Annotated in this window: 9 protein-coding genes and 2 pseudogenes; 1 reads left to right on the top strand and 10 read right to left on the bottom strand. The window is 68.2% G+C overall.

Translation table 11 applies throughout. The features are described 5' to 3' along the window. Positions 1 to 37: 37 nt before the first annotated feature. The 9 genes and pseudogenes from ACZ9J7_RS13760 to ACZ9J7_RS13720 all read right to left on the bottom strand — a co-directional run bounded on the left by ACZ9J7_RS13760 (position 38) and on the right by ACZ9J7_RS13720 (position 16,638). Positions 38 to 1,804 carry a serine/threonine-protein kinase gene (locus tag ACZ9J7_RS13760; RefSeq protein WP_476210158.1) on the bottom strand — a complete coding sequence of 589 codons (1,767 nt, stop codon included), beginning with the start codon at positions 1,802 to 1,804 and terminating at the stop codon, positions 38 to 40. Then, entirely contained in the window at positions 1,801 to 3,855 is a 2,055-nt protein-coding gene (locus ACZ9J7_RS13755) for an FHA domain-containing protein (RefSeq protein WP_476210157.1), read from the bottom strand. Before ACZ9J7_RS13755 ends, ACZ9J7_RS13760 begins: the two co-directional genes overlap by 4 nt. Further along, positions 3,852 to 4,778 carry a PP2C family protein-serine/threonine phosphatase gene (locus ACZ9J7_RS13750; protein WP_476210156.1) on the bottom strand — a complete coding sequence of 309 codons (927 nt, stop codon included), beginning with the start codon at positions 4,776 to 4,778 and terminating at the stop codon, positions 3,852 to 3,854. Before ACZ9J7_RS13750 ends, ACZ9J7_RS13755 begins: the two co-directional genes overlap by 4 nt. Further along, positions 4,775 to 6,071, bottom strand: a pseudogene (locus ACZ9J7_RS13745) (RDD family protein). The gene ACZ9J7_RS13750 and the pseudogene ACZ9J7_RS13745 overlap by 4 nt, the downstream one beginning before the upstream one ends. A gap of 288 nt (positions 6,072 to 6,359) precedes the next feature. Continuing rightward, a pseudogene (locus ACZ9J7_RS13740) lies at positions 6,360 to 6,413 on the bottom strand (hypothetical protein); the annotation flags it as partial. Continuing rightward, the gene (locus ACZ9J7_RS13735) at positions 6,413 to 9,040 is read right to left on the bottom strand and encodes a transglutaminase-like domain-containing protein (protein ID WP_476210154.1); all 2,628 of its coding nucleotides are present in this window, start codon (positions 9,038 to 9,040) and stop codon (positions 6,413 to 6,415) included. The pseudogene ACZ9J7_RS13740 and the gene ACZ9J7_RS13735, both read right to left, overlap by 1 nt. After that, positions 9,037 to 10,380, bottom strand: a complete 1,344-nt coding sequence (locus ACZ9J7_RS13730) for a DUF58 domain-containing protein (RefSeq protein ID WP_476210152.1) — start codon at positions 10,378 to 10,380, stop codon at positions 9,037 to 9,039. The genes ACZ9J7_RS13735 and ACZ9J7_RS13730 overlap by 4 nt, the downstream gene beginning before the upstream one ends. Positions 10,381 to 10,451: 71 nt before the next feature. Beyond that, positions 10,452 to 11,423: an AAA family ATPase gene (locus ACZ9J7_RS13725; RefSeq protein WP_476210151.1), complete on the bottom strand. Its 972-nt coding sequence runs from the start codon at positions 11,421 to 11,423 to the stop codon at positions 10,452 to 10,454. Positions 11,424 to 11,502: 79 nt separating this feature from the next. Further along, entirely contained in the window at positions 11,503 to 16,638 is a 5,136-nt protein-coding gene (locus ACZ9J7_RS13720) for an Ig-like domain-containing protein (RefSeq protein ID WP_476210149.1), read from the bottom strand. Positions 16,639 to 17,170: 532 nt separating this feature from the next. On the opposite strand from ACZ9J7_RS13720, the gene ACZ9J7_RS13715 reads away from it, so the two are divergent. Next, positions 17,171 to 17,416, top strand: coding sequence for a hypothetical protein (locus ACZ9J7_RS13715; RefSeq protein WP_476210146.1), 246 nt, complete (start codon positions 17,171 to 17,173; stop codon positions 17,414 to 17,416). A 345-nt stretch (positions 17,417 to 17,761) separates the two neighbouring features. On the opposite strand, the gene ACZ9J7_RS13710 is transcribed toward ACZ9J7_RS13715, so the two are convergent. Further along, positions 17,762 to 22,930 (bottom strand): Ig-like domain-containing protein, encoded by a 5,169-nt coding sequence (locus ACZ9J7_RS13710; protein ID WP_476210147.1) that lies wholly within the window; start codon positions 22,928 to 22,930, stop codon positions 17,762 to 17,764. Between the last annotated feature and the right edge of the window lie 91 nt (positions 22,931 to 23,021).

The following is a 23,021-nucleotide window of genomic DNA, read 5'->3' as shown; positions in this document are numbered from 1 at the left end:
CCTCCTCAGTGGGCAATGTGTTTGCGTCATCAGCTGGCTAGTCCTGCAGGCAGGCGATGGAGTCCTGGCCTTCCGGCGAGGCGCTGCCGTCGGCCCGCACCAGGATCACTTCCAGGCAAATGGGAGTGGGGCCGAACCCGGAAACAAAGGTTTTAGGTACCTTTGTGGTTTCGAAGGGCCCGTCCGTCTTGGCCGATTTGGAGCGGTACTTGTAGGAGTCGCCCTCCCTGGGCTGCGGGTTGGTCCAGGAGAAGATGATGGTGTTTGGATCTTCGGGCTTTCGTGATGCCGTGAGGCCTTCAACACTGGGGACGGTGCCGCTGTCCACGGCGTCGGCCGGCGGCTTGCTGACCTGCTGGGTGTCCACTGCCTTGGGCGTCCCGGTCGCAGTGTTGGCCACTACGATGCCCACCACCGCCGCCAGGGCCAGGAGGGTTCCGCCCGCCAGCGCAAGCCAGAGGTTGCGCTTGCCATGGTCTGCCGCCGGCTCTGCCTGGGGCTGGTCCACGTTCACGGGCCGATGCACGGTTGCGTCGGCGGTGTAGGTGTCAGGCCCCGCGCCGTCGCTGACCGGGGCACCATAGTTCGCCGCGCCGGTGCTGCCGCGCAGGACGGTGGACTGTGCCCACTCCCCCTGGCCGCCGCCGTCGGCCGCGCCTGCTCCGGGCCCGTTGGTCCCGGCGGGACCCGCCGGGATGGAGGGCACAGCGGGGGCCTGCCGCCATTGGCCGGGGCCGGCGGGAGTGAAGGACGACGGCGGGAGGGCACCACCGCGGCGTCCCGTGGCGTCGGCACCGGCACCGGTTGCGTTGGGCCGGGTGCGGGCCGGGAAGGTGGGCGCGCTGCCGGTGCGTTCGGGATCGATGGCGGCAATGCTGCGGACGCGCGTCTCCTCCGTGCCGTCGTCCGGGTGGCTCTCCTCCTGCTGGGGTTCTTCAAGGACCTCGAAGGGCGTGACGGAGAGGTTGAGTTCGGCCTGGATGCGCTGGAGGGCCAGGGCGAAGGCGTGGGCGGAGGAGTACCGGGACTGCGGCGACTTGGCCATGGCCGTTGCCAGGGCCAGTTCCAGCGACTCCGGCACATCCGGACGGCCCAGCCGGGGCAGCGGCGAGTTGCTGATCCGGTTGATCAGTTCGCGCTGTGAGTTGTCCGCCCCTGGCATGACGAACGGCGACCGGCCGGCGAGCAGGGTGTACAGCGTGGCGCCGAGGGCCCACACGTCCACCATGACGCCGTCAACGCTGCCGTCCCGGAACTGCTCCGGCGGGGACCAGGGAATGGACATGCCGGAGTCGTCGTCGGAGTCCCCGGCGAGGGTGCCAGAGATCCCGAAGTCGGTCAGCGCGGGACGGTTGTAGTCCGTCACCAGGATGTTCGCGGGCTTGATGTCGCGGTGGGCGATGCCGGCGCGGTGGGCGGTTTCGACGGCGGAGGCCACCTGGATGCCGACGGCCAGGACTTCATCAACGCTGAAGCGCTGGCGCCGGTACCGCACGTCCAGGCTGGGCCGGGAGCAGTACTCCATGGCCAGGTAGGAGTGCCCGTCGTCGGTTACTTCCGCTTCGAAAATGGTGACGATGTAGGGGTGCGAGGACAGCTGGGCCATGAGGTTGGCCTCGGACTCGAAACGCCGGCGGGCGCCCTCGGTCTTCAGGTCCGAGAGCAGCACCTTGACGGCGACTTTCCGGCGCGGCCTGTCCTGCTCGTAGAGGTAGACGTCGGAAAAGCCGCCCGAGCCGAGCAGGCTGATGTAGGTGAACCCCGGAATGCGGGGCGGCGGCGCAACGGGCCGTTTGGAACTCAAGGAATCTCCTCAAAACGCAATGAGATGTTGTCGCCCAGTTCGGCGATGTCGCCGTCGAGCAGGATGGCCATCTCGTTCTGGGCGAGACGGCGGGGCGGTTGGCCTTCGCGGACCAGGACGGTGCCGTTGGTGGCCTTGAGGTCGCAGAGCATCACGTGCCAGCCCTCAAGCCGCACCTCCACGTGGGACCGCGAGATGTCACCGCCCGGGCTTGCCACCTGCACCAGGCGCGGCATCACGCCGCCCTGGACCCGGGACACCGACGGCTGGCGGCCGATCACCATGGACTGGTCGAGGTCCAGCAGGTCTCCGGTGGACAGCCGCATCCGCCCCAGCCGGGGACGAGCCACCTGCACCGCATCGGGCAACAGGGCGGCACCGCAGACGCTGCACTGGGCGCGGGTGGGCGGGTTGGCGTGGCCCTGGGCGCAGACGCGGGCCAGCACCAGCGGACCATCGCCCGCAGCCTGCTGCGCCGCAGGTGCGTTTGAGGCCGGGCACGCGGTTCCGGCGAGGCTGCTCTTCATGACCGTCTGCCCGTCGTGGTCAGGGTCGAAGCCTGGGTCGGGCTGCCGGTCCGGGGCAGGCGGGTGCGCCAGCGGCCCATGGTCTGCGACGGGAGCCTGGACGGGTGCGGGTTCCGGTGCCGGGGCGGGTACCGGGTCGTGGCCGGCTACCGGGGCCGGTACCTGGACAGACGGCTGGCCCTCGGGGCGGGAGGGCGCGGGTGCTGCTCCCCCGTTGCGCCAGGGGACGGAGTCGATGAGCACTCCAGCCGACGCAGGACGGGGCGGACCTGCAGCGGCACCGTCCGGGCTGGTCCGGGGTCCTTCGGCACCGTCCGGGCTGGCAGGCGCGGGGCCGGCTTCCGGTGCTCCGGCTTCCGCTGCCGCCGGTTCTGCGGAGGAGCCCGCCGGGTCCGCCTCCCCTGCCGTCCCGAGGGCGGGCACTGGTTCGGCGGCGCCCAGCGCCGGCTGCTGCTGCGGCACCACGTGCCCGAAGTCGGCGTCGGGGTCCTCGCGGACGGCGGCGTCCTCGATGTTCCGCATCACGGTGCGGTCCCACAGGTGGTCGTAGGACGTGGTCATCTCCACGGCGGGTGCGGCATCAGCGTGGCCCGCCGCGGGGGCGGTTGGTTCCGCCCCGGTTGTACCGGAACCGGGCAGCTCCGGTCCTGGGTCGCCCAGGCCGGCCGAGTCTTCGGCGCCGGTTTCTTCGAGAAGCTCTCCGTCAGCGTCCATGATCGCGCCGGGAGCGATGGTGGCTTCCGGATCAAGGTGGCGCACGGCGGGTTCCGGATCGGGCACCGCGTCAGGTTGCTGCGGGTCAGCGGCGGCTGCGGCCGGCATGGCAGTAGCGGTCCCGACGGGGGAATCGGATGTTTGGCCCCCACCCGTTGGCACTTCCGGGGCAAGGGGCTGGTCGATGTCGGCGGGACCGTCCACCTCCCCGGAAGAATTCACGGCGAATGGGCCGTCAACACCGGCCGGAGTGCCCATGGATGCTTCGCGCTCCGCTGGGGCTGGAGCGGCGACGGCGGCGGGGCCGGACGGCGCGCCCAGGGTCAGGGACTGGAGCAGCACCACGCCCTCCCCCAGGGGAAGCTCGGGCAGTGGCAGTCCAGGCTGTGGCAGCCCGACCAGCGGACGTCCGGGGCTGCCGGCACCGTGCCCCGCGGTATCCGTGCCGCCGGCGATGGTCAGCCGGCACTTTCCGGGCACCACGAACATGCGCTCGGTCCAGGTGGTCACATCGCGCCCGTCGAGATCCACCGGTCCGCCGGGCTGCTCCACGGCGAGGTCGAGCCCGCCGCGGAGGAAGACCCGGAGTGACCCGTTGAAATCGAGGATGCCGAACGACGGTATCCGGGTCAGTGACCCGCCGGAACTGCTGGTGACGGCGGCCAGGACCTCGTGCGGCTCGGGGCGGGAACCCAGGAGGTCCCAGATGGCCCCGGCGAGTTCCGCCGGTGTTTCCGGGGCCAGCAGGACTGCGGTCCCTGACCGGACAATGCCCAGCCAGGTGCCGGGGGTGTAGCTTGCGCCCGTCATCGGCCGGGCTCCCCGTCCTGGTCCGCGCGGGCGTCAACGGGTTCGGGCAGGGGCTCTGTTACCGCCTCCGACGCCGGGGGCCGCGGCAGCGTCACTTCGTCACCGTCCACCGGCGCGTGGCGGGGCGCGGTGGTGCCGGCACCGTCGTCGTGCGCGACGTTCCGGGCGTCCACCACGATTGCCGTCACGTTGTCCCGGCCGCCGCTGCGCAGGGCAGCCTGGATCAGGGCGTCCACTGCGTCCTGCGGCTCCGTGGCGCTGCTGAGGATCCGGAGAATGTCCTCGTCCGCCAGTTCCCCGGTGAGGCCGTCGGAGCAGACCAGCACCCGGTCGCCTTCCTCCACGGGGAGGAGCCAGTAGTCCGCCTCTGTCTCATCGCCCGTGCCCAGGGCCCGGGTCACCACGTGGCGCCGGGGGTGGACGGTGGCTTCCTGGGCGGTGATCTCGCCGGCGTCCACCAGCTCCTGGACCTCGGAGTGGTCCACGCTGATCTGTTCGAACCGGCCCTGGCTGAGCCGGTAGGTGCGCGAATCGCCGATATTCAGGACCAGCCAGTACGGCATGCCCATCTGTTCGACCACTACGGCCCCGGTCAGGGTGGTCCCGGCGCGGGCGCCGGTGGCTTCGCGGATGGAGGCGTCAGCGCGGACCAGGTACTGCTGGAGGAGGGACGCCGTGATGTTCCGCTCCCCGGTGGTGACCTGGGGCATTTCGGCCAGGGCGCGCACGCAGAGTCCGCTGGCTATTTCGCCGGCTTCATGGCCGCCCATGCCGTCGGCCACGGCAAAGACCGGGTCGGCGGCGATGTAGGAATCCTCGTTCAGTTCCCGGCGGAGTCCCCTGTCCGTCCCGTAGCCGTAGGTGAGGCTGAGGCCCGGCCCCGGCTGGATGGTGGGGGAAACACTGGCGGGGTGCTGGTTCATGCCTGTCCTAGGTAAAAGGTGCGGTCTCCAAAGTGCACGCTGGAGCCGGGGGTAACAAACGTGGGGACGCCCGGCACCAGGGGGGTGCGCAGGCCGTCCGGGGTGGTGACGGCGCTTCCATTGGTCGACTGCCGGTCCGTCACCCAGATGCCCGCGCCGTCGGTGAGCAGGTGCAGGTGCGTTTTGGAGATGGAGCGCCCGGGATCGTCCACGGCCAGCAGTTGGGCGTGCTGTTCGCCCGTTTGCCCCACCGGGTTTCGGCCCACCAGGACGCTGCGGTCCAGCTGGAAGTCGCGGCCGTCGTCCAGGCGGATGCGGAGGACGGCCACCTGGGCGGGGCCGCCGGCGCCGGGACGGACCTGGGTGCGTTCGACGTCGTCGTCCACGTGCTGCGAAGGCACCCGGTGCCCCGGGGGAACGCCCTGGGAGCCCGCCGCGGGCGGCGCGAAGGACGCCGGCGACGTGTAGGGCATGGTCTGGGACGGCATGGTGGCCGACGGCGCTGGTGCTTGGGGCGAGGACGCCTGGGGTCCGTTGACCTGCGGCGCCGGTGCCAGCGGCGCCGCGGCGTAGGAGGCCGGAGGCTGCGCTGCCGGGGAGGGTGACGCTTCGGTGGCCGCGGGGTGCCGTGGCTTGGCGCCTGCCACTGGGGAGAGCACCTGCTGCACGGGCGGCAGGTCCATGGGGGCGAAGCTGTAAGGCCCCTGGATGCCGCCGGTGGTGATGGGGTCCCTGCGCGGCCTTGACGTCGAACACCAGGGTCTTGGCAGCGGTGTCGTTCCAGCCCCGGAGGCCGCCGTTCTTGTCCCACCGGTTGGAAATCACCACCAGCACAGCCCACGCCGCACCCAGCAGGAGCAGGGGGCCGAGGATGAACAGGGCGGCGTCAAACCATTTGAAGACCACTACCAGCACTGCCGCGAGCAGGGAAAGGAGGATGCCTGCCCCGGTGATGAGGCCGCGCAGGAAGACAGCGCCCGCGCCGGGTGCGTAGCCGTCCTGGTCCGCGCTGCGGATGCCCATGGCCAGGTTGCCGGGGGTCTTGCCGGTCCGGGCTTCCAGCCCGAGCACCACGAACAGGTAGGCCAGGGTGAGGCCCAGGCCAATGCCGCCAAACAGCACCAGGGACGAGGTGTCGTACACAATGAAGCCACCGCTCCTGGTCCGGGTGATCCCGGCGAAACCGATGGCGAACGCCACCACCAGCACCGCCACCCCGGGCAGCCAGTCGATGACGGCGGCGCCGAGCCGCTTGCCCGCCGTAGCCGGAACAAGCTCAAGGTTTACTGCCATTCCCGTTCCTCCCCCTGGAGCGGCTTCCACCCTGGTGGAACCGCCGGTCATGCCCGGCCCGGTGCCCGCAAGCGCGCTGTTCCTGCCCGCGGGGCCCGTTTGTGCTGTGCCCGCCGGCCGACCTGCCGGGGGGCTTTCTACTACCGGGATAGTACCGGGAATCCCGGGGGCGTGCTCGGGGCGCGCGCCCGGGGCACCACTCCTGTCATAGCCCATCACAGGATCCGGGGTGCGGGTCCGGCGTGCGGCCCGGTTGGGCAGCGGCGCACCGCAGGCAGTGCAAAAGGTGGCGCCCGCACGGATCTGCTGTTGGCAGCGCGGGCAGCGTTCGGGATCGGGCATCACTGCGGGCTGGGTCCTTGCTGGTCTGGCTTCTGCTGTTCGGGTCCGGCGGCTTCGCGCTGCGGGGTCTCCGGTTGGGGTGCCGATGATGGGGTCGGCGTTCCGGCGGCCTTCCCCGCAGCGCTTCCGCCGGCGAGGCGACGGCGGCGCGCAGCCAGGATTCCGCCCACCGCGGGGAGCGCCACACGGCCGCCGCGCAGCTTGAGTCCGTTGCCGGAGTTCATCGCGGTCCGGGCGTCGGCCAGCAGCGAGCGCGGCGAGAACCGTGCCTGCTGCCGCCGCCAGAATCCCATGCCCGTGGTCATTTCCTTGAGTGACCCGTCAACGATGGTCCAGTATTCGCGGACCTCCTCCTCCGTGGGCTCCCCGGCTCCGAAGATGGAGGCGTCAGCCCGCCGCGCCAGCATGGTGGTGGTTCCCTGGGTGGCGGGGAACGCTTCGGCCAGCACGGCGGCGCTTTCGCGCCGCGTCGAGCGGGTGTCGACGGCGGCGCCCAGGTCTGTCGCGAGGCTCACCACCTCGTTCCACCCTCCGCCCACACGCTGGGCGGGGTGCCCGTCGCGGAAACGCGACTTCCGTCGTCGTGCCTTCAACAGGCCGATCAGCAGCAGCGGCAGCGCCAGGATCACCAGCGGGATCGCGACGACACCCAGGGCACCCAGGAGGGCACCCCAGAACAGCCACGGGTTGTTCTTCTTCTGGTCGGCATCCAGCGCGTCCGGTGAAGAGTCCGGCGGCAGGTCCGCCGGTTCCTGCGGCGGGGGCGGCGGCTGCAGCACCTGCGGCTTGGGCTTGGACTTGTTCTCGGGGTCCGGCGGGATGGGAATGTTGTCCTTGGGCGGGGTGGGATCGAAGCTGACCCAGCCGACCCGTTCAAAGGCCACCTCAACCCAGGCGTGGACGTCCTTGCCGGTGATCTTCACCTCGCCGGCGCCGTTCTCCGGGCTGGTCGGTTCAGGGTAGAAACCCATCACCACCCGGGAGGGGATGCCCAGGTGCCGGAGCATCAGGGACATGGCCACCGCGTACTGCTCATCGTCACCTAGCATCTGCTTGGCCGTGAGCAGGCTGCGGATACGGGCCGAGCCATGGCCGGAGACGCTGGGCAGCTGGCCCTCACTGACCAGGCCGTTGCTGAACGCCCCGGTCTTCTGGAAGTGGGCTTCGATCTGGCGGACCCGGTCGATGGCCGTGGGCGCATCGGCGGACAGGTCGTTGGCCTGGGATCCCACCACCGGCGGCACCTCCAGCGCGTCCGGGAGGGAAATCTTGGCGAAGTCGTACTGCGTCAATTGGCCATGCTCGAGCTTGACGGGATCGGAGACCTGGACGCTGTAGGAGTCGCCGCGGGACAGCCCACTGGTGGTCACCGCGGTGTCGGAGCCGGGGTTGAAGTAGAGGCCCGCAGCGGCGGCGGAGCCGGACTGGTCAAAACTGATGCCGGTGGTCTTCCGTCCGCCGGGGACAAAGTAGCCCTGGTAGTCCTCAATGTTGATGCTGATCGAGTAGTCGTTGGTGGGCACCACACCGGAGGAGTCGGCGAGGGTGTTGATGGATTTCGCATCGCCCACCTTGCTGAAGTTTCCGGAGCCGTTGGGGTCCATGTTGTAGTTGGTCCCGTTGAAGGCATCCAGGGCGCCGAGCCGGACCCGGCCGTCCTTCGGGAGGCCCTTGACCACGAACAGGGTGTCGTCCTTTTTGTCCTTCACGTACGTCCGGAAGCTTGCCAGGGGCGTGATGTAGTCCTTGGGGTCGAACGGGGGCACCACCACGTTGCGGAGGACTTTCCGGTCCTCCCCTGCGCTGACGAGCGGAGCGGCCACCGCGGTGACCCCCACGCTGGCGGCGATGACCCCCGCCGCCATGCCCAGCCGGCGGATCCTGGCCCGGCGTGCGGCGGCCGTGTCCGTCTGCGGGTTGTTGACCGCCACCCGGCGGGTGTTGTTCCGCCTTAGGGCGTCGCGGCGGAAGGTGGCCCAGGCGATGCCGAGGACGGTCAGGCCGACGCCGCGTTCCAGTGTCAGGAATGCCGCGTTGGTGCTGAAGGCGATGCCGGTGACGAACAGGACCAGGACCGGCAGGAGGGGCAGGTACGGGCTTTTGGCGCGCCAGGTCAGAAGCGCGGCCACGAGCGCCGTGATCAGCGAGCTGAGGAACGGGACGATGAGCACCCCGCCGGCCGTCCCCACCGGCACGCCCACCGTGAGCATGTCCTTCCAGGCGAAGACGACGCCAAGGAGCAGGGTCCGCAGCGAATCAAGGGTGGGGACGAATCCGGCAATGGCAGCATCGGGCACCGCCAGCCAGGTTCCGAGGACCAGGTACGCGGCGAGGGCCAGGGCCGTGGTGATCAGCAGGCCCAGGCGCAGGTGGGCGTTCGCTGCGCCGATGCCCAGGCCCAGGACGATGCCGCCGAACCCGGACAGCAGGTAGTACGGGTCCCCGCCGAAGCTCAGGCCGAAGCCGAGCAGGCCCAGGCCCAGCAGGACCACCAGCGCCCCGGCGTCGAGCACGAAGTGCCATGGCGGTTGGCCGTCCATGAAGGCCGACTCCGTGGTGGCCGCCTTGCGGCGGGTACGGGTTGGGGGAATCTGTGTTTGCGGGGAACGGCCCGGTGCGGTGCTCATGCGGCCGCCTTTCTCAGCACGATGGCAAGGTCGGCCAGGTCGCCGAGCGTCAGGACAGTAAGGTCTGCGATGTTGGCCCGGGTGGGGGCGGCGCCGGCTTCCACCCGCACTGCCAGGCTGCGGACACCGGGCGGGACGGAGGCGGCGGCGGAGCGGAGCTGGGTTGCCGTCACGTTGCTGCCCACCACGAAGAAGACCACGGAGGCGTTGGGCACCGTGTCGGCCAGGGTCCGGGCGAGGTCGACGGCGGTGCGGCGCATGGGGGCGCCGACGATCCGGGTCATGTCGTCGAGCATGTTGCGGCCGGTTTCGCAGCGCAAGGGGCCCTTTTGGGTCAGGACATCCAGTTCACGCTGTTCGCGGATGGCCTGCCGCCCGATGGAGGCGGCCACGGAGACGGCCATCTCGAACTCGGTTTCGGAGACGTATTCCTCGGTGTTGATGGACAGCGAGATGGCCAGGTGGGCGCGTCGGGTTTCTTCGAACTGGCGGACCATGAGCTTGTTGGTGCGGGCCGTGGTTTTCCAGTGGATGTGCCTGCGGTCATCGCCCGGTACGTAGTCGCGCAGGGCGTGGAAGGAGACGTCGGCGCTGGAGAGGTCCGTGGTAGGCATGCCCTCAAGGTCCCGGATGAAGCCCGCGGCGGAACCGGCCAGGGCTACGGTCCGCGGGTGGACGAAGAGGTCCTCCGGTTCGGTCCAGAGGACCTGGCGGCGCAGCAGGTGCAGCGGGTCCGCACGCACGGAGCGGACCGGTCCCACCACGATGACGGCGCGGCGGGCGGTGGGGATGGTGAACAGGTCTTCATGGACCTGGCCGGGCTTCATGCGCGGCAGGTGGAACACGGCCGTGGTGCTGCCGACCGGCAGTTCCAGCGCGGCCGGCAGGAGGGGACGCGCCGAGGTATTGGACACGGCGATGCTGCCGACGGCGCTGTCCCCCACCGCCACCCGGGTTCGGGCCAGGTCCAGGACCACGCCGTAGGCGGACCGGCCCAGGATGAAGGCAACGGCGATCACGAACATGGCGAAGGCGGCTATGGCCGCTGCCGTGGCTTCCTGCCAACCGAAGGCCTGGCCGGTGGCCCAGAGCAGGATCGCGGCGGCCAGGACGGACCAGCCCAGGATGCTGACCACGGAAAGAACCGGCCACGCATACTTCAGCCAGGTGTCCCGGACGGACCGCCAAGCGGGCGTCAGGGCCTGGAGTGCGGTGCTGCTGGCCTCGGACCACACCGCTGCGGGGTGCAGCCGGGTGGGGCGGCCGTTCCGGTGGAAGAGTTGCTGGAAACGCTCCGCGAACCGGGTCAACGGGGTACCGCTGGACGTGCCGTCGGACATAGGGGTGTGCCTTCGTTGTTGCGCTGGAATGGAATGGCGGGGGCTGCGGCGTTCGGCCGCAGCCGGGCGGCTCAGGCGTTGGTGCGCTGCTGCGGGGCGGCGACGTCGGCCAGGATCCGGGTCAGCACGGCCTCAGCGGTGGCGCCGGAGAACTCTGCTTCGGGGTCCATCACGAACCGGTGGGTCCACACCACGGAGGCCAGTTCCTTGATGTCGTCCGGAAGGACAAAGTTCCGGCCCTGCGAGGCGGCCCAGACCTTCGCGGCCCGCACCATGGCCAGGGCACCGCGGACGGAAACTCCCAGCCGGGTTTCCGGGGCGTTGCGGGTTTCCTCGCAGAGCCTGGAAATGTACTCCAGCACCGCGGTGTCCACGTGTGCCGTTGCGGCGAGGTCGGCCATGTCCGCCACTGCCTGGGTGGTGATGACGGCGGACAGTTCCTTGGAGCGGTCCTTCAGGTTGCTGCCGCCCAGGAGCCTGACGGTGGACGCGTGGTCCGGGTAGCCGATGGAGGTCTTGATCAGGAAGCGGTCCAGCTGCGCCTCGGGAAGGCGGTAGGTTCCTGCCTGTTCGATCGGGTTCTGGGTGGCCATCACCATGAACGGCCGGCCGGCGGAATACGTGACACCGTCCACGGTCACGCGGGATTCCTCCATGACCTCCAGCAGCGCTGACTGGGTCTTGGGCGAGGCGCGGTTGATTTCGTCGGCCAGGACGATGTTGTTGAAGATCGGTCCCTTGTGGAACTCGAACTTCTGCGTCTTCTGGTCGTAGATGGTCACACCGGTGACATCGGAAGGCAGCAGGTCAGGGGTGAACTGGATGCGGTTGTTGGAGCCCTGCACCGTGGCAGCCAGGGCGCGGGCCAGGGAGGTCTTGCCGGTCCCCGGCGCGTCCTCGAACAGGACGTGGCCTTCGGCCAGCATGGCGGTGAAGGTCAGCCGGATGACGTGTTCCTTGCCCAGCACCGCCTGCCCAACGTTGGCAACCAGCTTTTCGAACGTACCGGCAAACCATTCGGCCTGCTCAATGGTCATGGTCATGAAAGTTGTTCTTCCTTTTGATGGATCGGGATTCCTTGCGGGCCCGGGAGGTCCGGGCCCACAGGGGGTGATGCGGTTGCTAGCGGTTGGGCATGCCCTTGGGCGGGGTGCAGCCCACGTTGGAGGTGTCGCAGCGGAGCCAGTTACCGGACGCCATCCCGGAGTTCAGGTGGTACCAGATGCCGCTCGGGTTGTTGGAGGTCTTGTACCAGACCTGGTAGCGGTCCGCCGTGGACGGGGCACCGGCATCGAGCCACTTGCCGGCACCGGTGCACTGGGACGGATTGCCGGCAATGTAGCTGTCAGTCCCCTGGCGGGGCTCCGTGCAGCTGCGCACCGGGCTGGCCGTCACGTACCAGTCCGTGGGCGGGGGCGGAACGTTGTCCGGGCCGGACGTCGAAGTGGCGGGTCCGCCGACTGCGCCTGCCGTGACCGTGAAGGCACGGACCCGCAGTTTGTGGCTCGTGCTCCACCCGCCGGCTCCGGCATCAAACTTGTTCGCTTTGCCAACGTTCTGCCAGCCACCGCCGTCCATGCTCACTTCGTAGTAGCTCAGCGGCCTGCCGTTTGTCCCCGGATCATTCCAGGTCCAGTGCACCTGGCCGTCTCCCCTGGCTGAGGTGGTGCCGTTCACGCTGGGGGCGTTGGCAGGACCATACGGGTTACCTGTACCAATCCCCTTGGCGTCCCCGGACATGTTGTTCTTGGTGGACGTGGCAATGATGGTCACGGTGATGTCCCGGCCGTTGGTCATGCCGCCGATGGTCCCTCCCCCGGCCTTGATCGACCCGGTCTTGCCGTCGGCGTTGTAGGAATAGGCAATCTCGGAGGCGGTGGAGCCGTTGCGTTGCGCATCCGTCAGGGGCGTGAACGTCACGTCCAGCTGGCCGCTGGTCCCGTTCTCTTTGACGGTTCCTGCGTTGACAGTGCCAGGTTTGCCGGCTGCCCGGATCGCCGCGGACTGCGCGCTCGTGGCACTGGTTCCAGCCTTGTTGGTGGCGGATACCGTGAACGTGTAATTCGTTTCCGAATTATCCACGGTGACGTTCTGCGAGGTGCCGGACACCTGCTGGCTCGCCACGGGCGCTCCACCCCGGAGCGTGGTGAGGGTGTAGGAGGAGACGGCGTCGCCGTTGTTGTTCGGGGCCGACCATACGACGCGCAACTGGCTCTGCGAACCGACGGGCGTTGCCTGGGAGACGCTGGGCGCCGTCGGCGTGGCGGGAACTCCGGCGGGCACCTCCGCTGCGGAATAGGGACTCCACTCGGACGGGTCCTTGGCGTCATTGCGGGCCAGGACCCGGACCTTGTAGGAGACGCCGTTCTGCAAGCCCTTCCACACGTAGCTGACTGACGTCAGCCCCTGGATCTGGGCGTTTTGGCCGGCCGGCGCCGGCGAGATTTCCAGGTCGTACGACTTGACCGGGGATCCCTTGCTGGCCGGCGCGGCCCAGTTGACTGCCAGCTGCTTGTCGCCGAACTTCAGCGACGGCGCCTGTGGCGTATCCGGCTTAACGTCCGGCCGGACATCGGCTGACGCCGGGGACGGGTCGGAATCACCGAACTCGTTGGTGGCCGTCACCTGGAAGTGGTAGGTGGTGTTGTTGGTCAGGTTGTTCAGGGTGCACGTGTTGGCCGGGCATTCCTGCCGGAACCCGCCCTCGCCGACCACCGTGTACTTGGTGATGGGCGAGCCCCGGTCGGCCGGCGCGGACCAGGTCAGCAGCGCCGTCTGGTCGCCGACGCTCTGTGCCTGCGGCGTGGTGGGTGCTGCAGGCTTGTCCTTAACGGTCAGCCGGACACGCGCAGTGGCGTGCCGGGACGCATCCCCCGTCTTGTCCTCCACCGTGTAGGCCACCACCATCGTTCCGGTAAAGCCCGGCGCCGGTGTCACGGTCACAGAGTCACCGTTGACGCCCACATTGCCGCTGCCCGTTTCGGTATTGGCGGCGATGATCTTCAGCGGTGTTTCGGGGAACGGATTGGCGTCGTTGGCCAGCACGTTGATGGTCACCGGCTTGCCGGCGGCGGCGTTGTCCTGCACGTCGTCGTTGGCCACCGGTTTGGGCCGGTTGGAGGCGGTCACGGCAAGCTGGTACGTGGCCGTGGCCTCGAGCCCGCGGGGGTCGATGGCCTTGACCTGCACGGCGGCGCGGGTTCCGGTCGCCGTGGAGTCGGCCGCCGAAACTTTAAGCGTGTTGCCTTCGATGCGTGCACTGAAGCCGCCCGGGGAATCCCCCACCAGCTGGTACTTCATCTTCTCGACGTCGTCCTGGTCAGGATCTGAAGTGAGCTTGCCAAGGTCTGTGCTGGCACTGTCACCCTTGGGAACGTCCACGTTGGCGCCCAGCAGCTCCGGCGGGTTGTTCTTGTTCGGGTCCGGCAGGACCTTGGTGCGGATGCTGAGGGTGGACTTGAGTCCGGCAGGATCATCCGGCCCGGTCCCGTCGGTCACCTCGAACGTGAGCGATCCGGGGCCTACGTAATCCGCACCTGCCGTGTATTTCAGGCCGGTGCCGTCGCGCGTCACCGGATCGCCGCCGTCGGCACCAATGAGCTTGATCCGGTCCGCCTGGGTCAGCCGGGGTGAACGTCCTTCCCGGACCTTGACCCATTCCTTCAGGTCGACGTCCACGGACTGGCCTGCCACGACCTCGAGGACCTCGTCCTTGGCCAGGGTGGGAACCTGCTGGCCAAGGCCCGGTACCCAGATGATGGCTGTGGACTGCTGGCCATCAACGTCTTCCACGGTGTACGGGATGAGCTGTGGCTGCTCGGTGAGGTCCACCAGGATGTTGCCGTTGCCGCCGGGCCGGGCCGTGGTGGCGTCCGTGCTGATCTTCAGGTTCTCGCCGACGCCGTCGGGATCCTCGTCGTTTTTCAGGACGGGAACGTCCACGGCGGTCTTTCCCATGGCCTGGGCGGATGTGACCCGGTCATCGCGGGCGATCGGCGCCTTCAGCGGCACGTCGTTGTCAACCACCAGGCGGATGGTGGCCTGGGCGGTGGCGTCCCGGTCGTCGGCGATGGTGTAGCGCACGTTGACGGTTCCGGCCTCGTTGGGGGCCAGGAGGATGATGCGGCCGCTGTTCTTGCTGACGGTGGCCTGCAGGGCGGGGTCGGCCTCGATGCCGTCGGTGAGGATGCGGATGCGGTCGCCGTCGGGATCGGTGTCGTTGGCGGTGGCGTCGACGGCGATCTGCCGGCCGGGGCGCACCCGAACCTCGTCGTCCACCGGGGTGGGCTTTTGGTTCATGTCACCACGGGGCGCGATGCCCACCGTGACGGTTCCCGTGTTCACTGCCCCCTGTCGGTCCACCACCTTGTAGCGGAACGTATCGGTGCCGGCGCCGTCCCCGGCTGCCGTGAAGTCGATGAAGTTGCTGCCCACTGTGGCGGTTCCCATGGCGGGGGTGCTGTCGATGCCGGTCAGCTGCACGGAGTCGCCGTCGGGATCTATGCCGTCCAGGGGAACCGGAATGCGGACGGTACCGGCAGCCACCACACGGGCGGTGAGGTTCCGCGGCTGCGGCCGGGAGTTCTCCGCGCCTTCGAGCGGAAGGATGTGGATGGTCACGGCGGCGGCGCTCTTCTGGCCCTGCGGATCCACCGCGTTGTAGATGGCGCGCACGGTCTTGGGCTGGCTGCCCGCAATGAACCGGAGCGTGTTCTCGGAGACGAAGCTCTTGCCGTCGGCAGGATCAACCGCCTGCGGCAGGACGGGGTCCACGGTCAGTTCCTGCCCCTGCGGGTGGGTGTCGTTGTCCAGGACGGGGATGGTGACCACGTCATTGACGCGGACATTCACCTCGTCCGGCTTGGGCTGGGGTGCTTCCACCACGGCCGGTGCCGGGACCGGCACCACGGAGACCGAGCCGGTGGCCGACTTCTTTCCGTTGGACATGGTGTATTCGAACAGGATGGGGTCCTTGGTCCCCAGGATGTCCGTGATGCGCAGGACGCTGTGGTTGATCACGCTGACGGACACCGTCGCATTGTCCGGAAGCCTCACAGACTGCAGCACCAGGACACCCCCGGAGGGGTCGGAGTCATTGGCCAAGGGGTCCAGCAACACGCTGCCGCCGGTGGGCATCAGGGCAACGTCATGGACCGCCACGGGGTCGCCGCCGTCGTTGCCGGATTCCACGTCCACCCGGATGAGGCCCTGGCTGCTTTGGGGGCCGTTGCTGGCGATGTAGGTCAGGTAGACGGGGCCCGGGGTGCTGCTGCGGAAGGTGAAGGTGCCGCCGTCGGTGACGGGGCCAAGTTCGGCGGGGCCGTTGGCTTCCACCTGGGCCAGGCGGAGGGCACCTCCGTTGGGGTCGACGTCGTTCTTCAACGGGGAGATGACCAGATCCTGGCCCACCACGGCGGTGACGTGGTCGGCGTTGACCACCGGTGCCAGGGCTCCGGGCGGCTGCACGTTGACCACTACCTTGCCCGTGACGGTGGCGCGGCCGTCCCAGATACTGACCTGGACGTTCTTCTTGCCGGCGGTGGCGCCGGAATCCTGGAAGGTCAGCAGGCCGTCGCGCCGCACCTTGACCTGGTCCTGGTCGTTGTCGGCCTTGGCGTCCAGCAGGACCAGGTCGTCGCCGTCGGGATCGATCCAGTCAGTAAGGATGTTCTGGCTGACGGTCTTGCCCTGTTCCACCAGCATGGTGGTGTCTTCCCCGCGCTTGAACTTGGGCGGCTTGTTTTCGTCCGGCCCCACCACGCTGAGCGTGACCTGGCCCGTGGCCGACAGGCCGCGGCCATCCGAGGCGCTGTAGTTGAAGGTCTCGGTGCCCGGCTTGGCGTCTGCGGGGACGGTGATCTGGAAGGCGGTGCCGCCGTAGATGCTTTCCAGCGTTCCCGATTTGGGTCCGGAGTCCCCCACCGCTGCGGTGAGGACGTCGCCGTCGGGGTCGGAGTCATTGTCCAGGACGCTGAGGACGGTGGTGCGGCCCGGCCGGACTCCGACGGCGTCCGGCTTGGTTTCCGGCGGACGGTTGGGTTTGGTGCGGTCCGGCAGGATGTTGATGGTGTTGTTGTCCGCCGATTCCTGGTCCTGGTCGTCGGACTGGTTCTTGGGTGGGATGACGTCGTCCCAGTTGTTCACCAGCTGCATGTTCTGGTTGACCAACCACACATTCCCCGAGTTCACATCGTTCAGGACCACCAGGTCCCGGTTCACCCGGAAAACATACGACGGCGACGCACTCGCCTTCGGCACCGCTACATTCTTATCATCAGCATCATTGACGCAATCCCGGACGTACTTGTTCGCACCCGACCACGCCGCATGCGTACACCCGCCCAACTGCACCGGAGCCGCAGGCACACCCTCACCATCAAACCCCACGGTCTTCGCCGTCCCCCCGTCAAGAGGCTGCTTCAACAACGCCTTCCGCGTCGCCACCGCCACAACATCACTGCCCGGCCCAGGCTGCTGCAACTTCGCATCCCGCGCATTCTCCAACGCCAACCGCTTACCACCAGGCAAAAACAAGCTCCCCGCAGCAGCATCCAACACCACCGGACGGTCCCCCACCACCGTCATCTGCAAATCCCCGGCACCCTTAAGACCATCCCACGTACTGGACTCCGACGACGCAACACCACCCTCGGCATCAACCCCCGTCACCGTCACCACACCAGTCTTCGGATCCGCCGAATAAATCCGGTCATCAGAACCCACCACCGACACAAGACCCGCCGAACCAACCAACACCGGCTCGGACGCTTCCTTATCAAAACCATTCACCGTGGACGGCGACACCGCCCACACCTTCCCCGACGCAGCATCCGTCACCGAAATCGTCCGCGCCCCAAAACTCACATCAGCCGCCCCCGGCAACTGCTTATCCCCACCCAACCGCATATTCGCCGGCGAAACCTGGTTCAACGTCGAACCCGTCTCATCATCAACAAACACCTCACCGGCATGCTGCAACACATCAAACGTCGTCGACGCCGGCGTCACCGCACCATCCAACACCCGCGACGGATAATTCAACCGCCCCACAGCATTCTTCGACTTCGAAACAACCCACACACCACCATCGTTCAACTCCACCTCAGTGGTCTTAAACCCCGGATACAACACAGCACCCGTCACCACCACAGCCACCACAGCACCAAACGCCGTACCAGTGACGAGTTTCCTATGTCGCTTTTTCAGCCCGAGCTTCCCCAGCAGAGTTGTCACAGCGTTACTTTTCCCTCAGATTGTGTAGCCAGATGGCGGCCTGGTCGCAGGACAGGCAGCAGGCTTTCTTTCCCCGCGGCAAGCCTACCGAACCGCTGCAAGGCCCGCGATGGGGACAACTGCCCGCGGCGCTCCGGCATAGCCCGTGTCAGCAATGCGGGGCTCCCAGGCCGGCGGGATCGGCGAGCGTGGTGTGGCCGGCGATCACGTAGCGGCCAACGTTGCGTGCCGAACCGGATTCCACCCGCCACCAGCGGACGATCCCGTTGCCCGACCAGTTGTCGCTCTGGTCGATGTAGCAGGCCACCATGATGCGGTCCTGGTCCGCCTTGTAGAACCAGGGTGGGCTGTCGGCATTGACGCCGTCACAGTCGAAGTAGGGACTTGGCCGGTAGTTCGATCCGCCCAGGGTGAAGGTACAGCTCCTGACGAAGTTGGGGTCGGAGGTCTTGATCCGGGTTTCCCACAGGCCCTGCTTGCCGGCGGTGGCGCTGGCGGTGACCACCGCGCTGCCGGTGCCGACGGAGTTGAAGGTCTGGACCGCGATGGTAACGGTATCGCCGAAGTTGGCCGTGTTGACCGTCCTGCTGCCGGAGGGGGCAACGTTCTCCCAGCCGCCGTTGTTGATCTTGATCTTCGTTTGCGCCACGTCGTTGGTGCTGGTGGACGGGGAGGACCAGTTCAGGGTGGCGGACTTTTGGTTGACACCGCCGTTTTGGCCGGACGCCGAAGGCGTGCCGGGAGATCCGTAGGGTGTTGTCGTCGCGGGTGCACTGGCGTCGGAACTCGGGGCCATCGTGGAGTTGGCGACGACGGTGATGCTGACGGCGTTGCCATTGGCGAAGCCGCCGATGGTCTGGCCGGGCGTGATGGGCCCGCGGGCACCGTTGCTGGCGTTGTAGCTGTAGCTGACTTCGTTTTCTGCTGAACCGTTGCGTTCGGCCGCGGTCAGTTTGCGGAAGTCCACTGTTATGGAGCGCCCTGCTCCGCCGGTGTTGGCCGGTGTGGCCGTCACGCCGGAGACCGGGGACAGCTTGCCGGTGGCGCGGCGGGGGGCCGAGGGCGGACTGACGGCACCCTTGCCTGCCTTGTTCTCTGCCTGCACGGTGAACGTGTAGGCCGCTTCGGAGTTGTTGGCGGTGAAGTTTGCCGTGCGGACGTCGCCGGGGACGGTCTGCGTCTGGGCGGGGGCGTTGCCGCCGCTCATGGTGACGTAGTAGGAGCTGATCGGGTCGCCGTTGGTGTTGGGTTCGGCCCAGCTGACCCGGAGCTGGTTCTGGGTTCCCACGGATGCTGCGACGGCGGACGAAGGTGCTGCGGGTGCCGCCGGGACACCGGCGGGATTGTCCTCCGCGGAGTAGGTCCCCCAGTCGGAGGCGCCGAGTTCGTTGACGGCCTGGGCGCGCACTTTGTACTTCACGCCGTTGGTGAGGCCGGTCCAGGTGTAGTTCAGCCCGGCGACCTCGTTCTTCACCGCTACCCCGCTGGCCGGTGGCGGTGAGATCTCCAGGTTGTAGTGCTTCACCGGTGAGCCCTCGGTCCTGGCCGGGGGCCAGGTGATGGCCATGGTCTTGTCGCCCGCCTTCACGGTGGGGGCGTCCGGCGGCGATGGCTTCTCGTCGGGCCGGATTTCGTTGGACTGCGGCGACGCCTGCGAATCCCCCACCTCGTTGGTGGCCAGCACCGTGAACACGTATTTCACGTTGTTGGTGAGCCCGCTCAAGGTACAGGTGGTGGTGGGGCACTTCTGTTCGAAGCCGTTGTTCGAGCGGACGGTGTACCCGGTGATGGGAGCGCCGTTGTCCGACGGCGGCGCCCACTTGAGCACGGCGGTGCGGCTGCGGACGTCGGTGGCGCTGGGGGCCGAGGGTGCGTCAGGCTTGCCGCGGACGGTGAGGCGCAGGCGGCCGTCCACCTGGCGCGACAGGTCGCCTGTCTTGTCGGCCACGATGTAGCGGACCACCATGACGCCCTTGTACCCGTCGGCCGGGGTCACGGTGATGCTGTCTCCCGATACGGACGGCTGGCCGGCCGCGGAACCGGTCTCGACCGTGGCGCCAACGATCCGCAGGGGCGTATCCGGGAAGGGGTTGAAGTCGTTGGCCAGGACGTTGACCTGCTCTGTCTTTCCTGCGTTGGCCTTGTCCACTGCATCGTCGTTGGCCACCGGCAGGGGCCGGTTGGAGGCTACGTGGCGTGCGGTGATGGAGGCACCGACGGCGGGTGACCTGCCGTCGGTGACCTTGACCTGGATGTTTCCGGTGACGCCGATGCCGAGGGAACCGTCGGCAGTGATGGTGAGCGTGGCGCCGTCGACCTTTGCGCTGAAGCCGGCGGGCAGCGTCCCGTCCAGTTCGAAGCGGAGGTTGTCCTTGTCCCGTTCGTCCGCGTCCTTGGCCAGCCCGGCGAGGTCCACCGTTGCCGTTTCGGCCTTGGGGACGTCCACGGAGGTGCCGCTGAACGTCGGCGGGTGGTTGGCGTTGGGGTCCGGGATCACCTTGGTCATGATCACCAGCGTGGATTTCAGGCCGTCGGCGTCGTCAGGGCCGGAGCCGTCCGTCACTTCGAAGGTGATGGAGCCGGGGCCCACATAGTCCGGTTTGGCCGTGTAGCGCAGGGCCTTGCCGTCGGACTGGATGACGCCCTCCGGGGATCCGCCCTGGACGCGCACGGAATCTGCCACAGTGATCCTGGCACTGCGGCCGCTGCGGACGCGGACGTATTCGGACAGGTCCAGGGTGACGTCCTTGCCGGACATGACCTCGACGGGGTCGGTCTTGGCGAGGGTGGGGTACTGCGCGCCCTGGCCCGGGATCCACATCAGGGCGGTGGAGGTGAGGCCGTCGACGTCCGTGACCGTGTAGGGGATCAACTGGTCTTCCGGGGTGAGGTTCACCACCACGTTGCCCGCGCCGCCGGGCCGGGCATTCGGGTTGCCGTCGGGAAGGCTGATCTTCAGCTCGGAAGCCACGCCGTCGGCGTCGGAATCGTTCTTCAGGACGGGGACGTCCACCGCAGTCTTGCCGAGGGTTTCGGCCACGGTCACGTGGTCGTCCTTGGCGACCGGGCGCTTGAGTTCGGCGTCCGGGCTGATCCGGACCCGGATCACGGCGCTGGCGGATGCCTTCTTGTCGTCCTGGATGCGGTAGCTGATGCTTTCGTTGCCGGCGGTGCCCGGTGCGGTGAACAGCACCTTGGCGCCGTCCGTTGCCTCCACCTGCAGGTCGGGCTTGGCCTCGAAGCCGTCGGAAACCAGGCTGAGCGGGTCGCCGTCGGGGTCTGAATCGTTGGCCAGGGCCTCCACGGCCACCTTGCGGCCGGGCCGGACGTCCACGGCGTCGTCCACCGCGATGGGTTTCTGGTTGTTGGCCTCCGGCGGGGCGATGCCCACAATGACTGTGCCGGTGTTTTCGGCACCGATACGGTCCCGGACCCGGTACGTGAAGCTGTCGGTGCCGGCAGCGTCCCCGGCGGCCGTGAACTCGAGGTAGCCGTCGCGCACCACGGCGGTTCCCATGGCGGGTGCCTTGTCGATGCCGATGAGCTGGACGGAGTCGCCGTCGGCGTCGATGCCGTCCAGCGGCACGGGCACCTTGACGGTCATCCCGGCCACCACGCGCGCGGTCAGGTTGCGGGGCTCGGGCCGGGTGTTCCGGTCATCGTCCCGGGCGCGGATGCGGATGGTCACCTGCTGCGAGTCCACCTGGCCGGAGGCGTTCTGCACCTTGTAGATGGCGTACACGGTTTTCGCCTCGGGCCCGGCCACGAACCGCAACTGGTCCCCCGCCACGAACATCCGCCCGTCGGCTGCATCGGGCTGTTGGGCCAGGTCCGGGAGGAGGGTGAGCTTTGATCCATTGGGGTCGGCGTCGTTGGCCAGGACGGGGATGGTGACGACGTCGTTGACCCGGACCGTTGCTTCATCCGGCTTCGCCTGGGGTGCCTGGAGCTTGGCCGGGGCGGGGACTATCAGCACCGCGATCTCGCCGGTGGCCGATGACCGGCCGTTGGACACGGTGTACCGGACGGTCAGCTGGCCCTCGGCGCGGATGTCGGTGATCCTTACCACCGAGTGGTCCAGCACGGCCACGCTGACCGGCAGGCCGGCGTCGGCGGTTACGGACTGCACCACCAGGACGCCGCCCGAAGGGTCCGAGTCGTTGCCCAGGACGTCCACCAGGACGTCGCCGCCGGTGGGGAGCAGCGCGGTGTCCCGGACGGCGACCGGCGCGCCCTCGTCGGTGCCCGGCACCACATCAACGCGCACCAACTGCTGGGCGCTGGCCGGTCCGTTGGTCACCAGGTAGCTGACGTAGTGGGCGCCAAGGGTCCGGGAGTTGAAGGTGAACGTCTGCTGGTCCGGGTTGAGGGTCGCCGTGGTCTCGGCATCCGGGGTGGCCTGCGCCAGCCGCAGCGTCCCGCCCTGCGGGTCCGAATCGTTCTTGAGCGGGGTGATGACGGTGTCGGTGCCGGCAACGGCCACCACGTGGTCGGCGTTGGCGATGGGCGGCAGGGCCCCGGGGCTCCTGACGTCGACGGTGACTTTGCCTTCCGCGGTGGACTGGCCGTCCGAGACCGACACGGTGAGGACCTTCCGGCCCGGGGCGGCGCCGGAATCCTGGAAGGTCAGCTGGCCGTCCGGGCGGATCCGGGCCTGGTCCAGTGGATCGCTGCTGGACACGGAGACGGCGAACAGGTCATCGCCGTCGGGGTCCATCCAGTCGGTGAGGATGTTTTGCGTGACCGACTTGCCTGACTGGACCACCAGCATGGTGTTCCGGTTGGGCTTTGGCCGCGGCGCATTATTGGTGCCGGGTGGGATGATGTTGAGCGTGATGTCAGCGGACGCTGACAGGCCGCGGCCGTCGTCCACGGTGTACTTGAAGGTTTCGCTGCCGGTCTTGTCGGCGGGCACGGCCACCTGCAGGCCCGTGGAGCCATAAATGGGCGAGACGGCGCCGGTCTTAACGCCTTCGGGGGTTCGGACGGTGAGGACGTCGCCGTCGGGGTCGGAGTCGTTGTCCAGGACGGGCAGGATGGTGGTCTTCCCTGCGCGGATCCCGAACTGGTCGGGTTTGGCCACGGGGGCGCTGTTGGGTTTGGTGCGGTCCGGCAGCACGGTCTGCTGGACCTCGTCGGCGGAGTCCTTGTCGGCGTCGTCCGAGGTTTGCTGCGGGGGGATGACGTCGTCCCAGTTGTTCACCAGCTGCATGTTCTGGTTCACCAACCACACATTCCCCGAGTTCACATCATTAAGGACCACCAGGTCCCGGTTCACCCGGAAAACATACGACGGCGACGCACTCGCCTTCGGCACCGCCACATTCTTATCATCACCATCATTGGCACAGTCCCGCACATACTTATTCGCACCCGACCACGCCGCATGCACACACCCACCCAACTGC

The sequence above is a fragment of the Pseudarthrobacter sp. TE9888 genome (assembly GCF_056279345.1).
The sequence above is the reverse complement of the archived record's forward strand: the minus strand, read 5'-3'. Positions and strand labels throughout refer to the sequence as shown.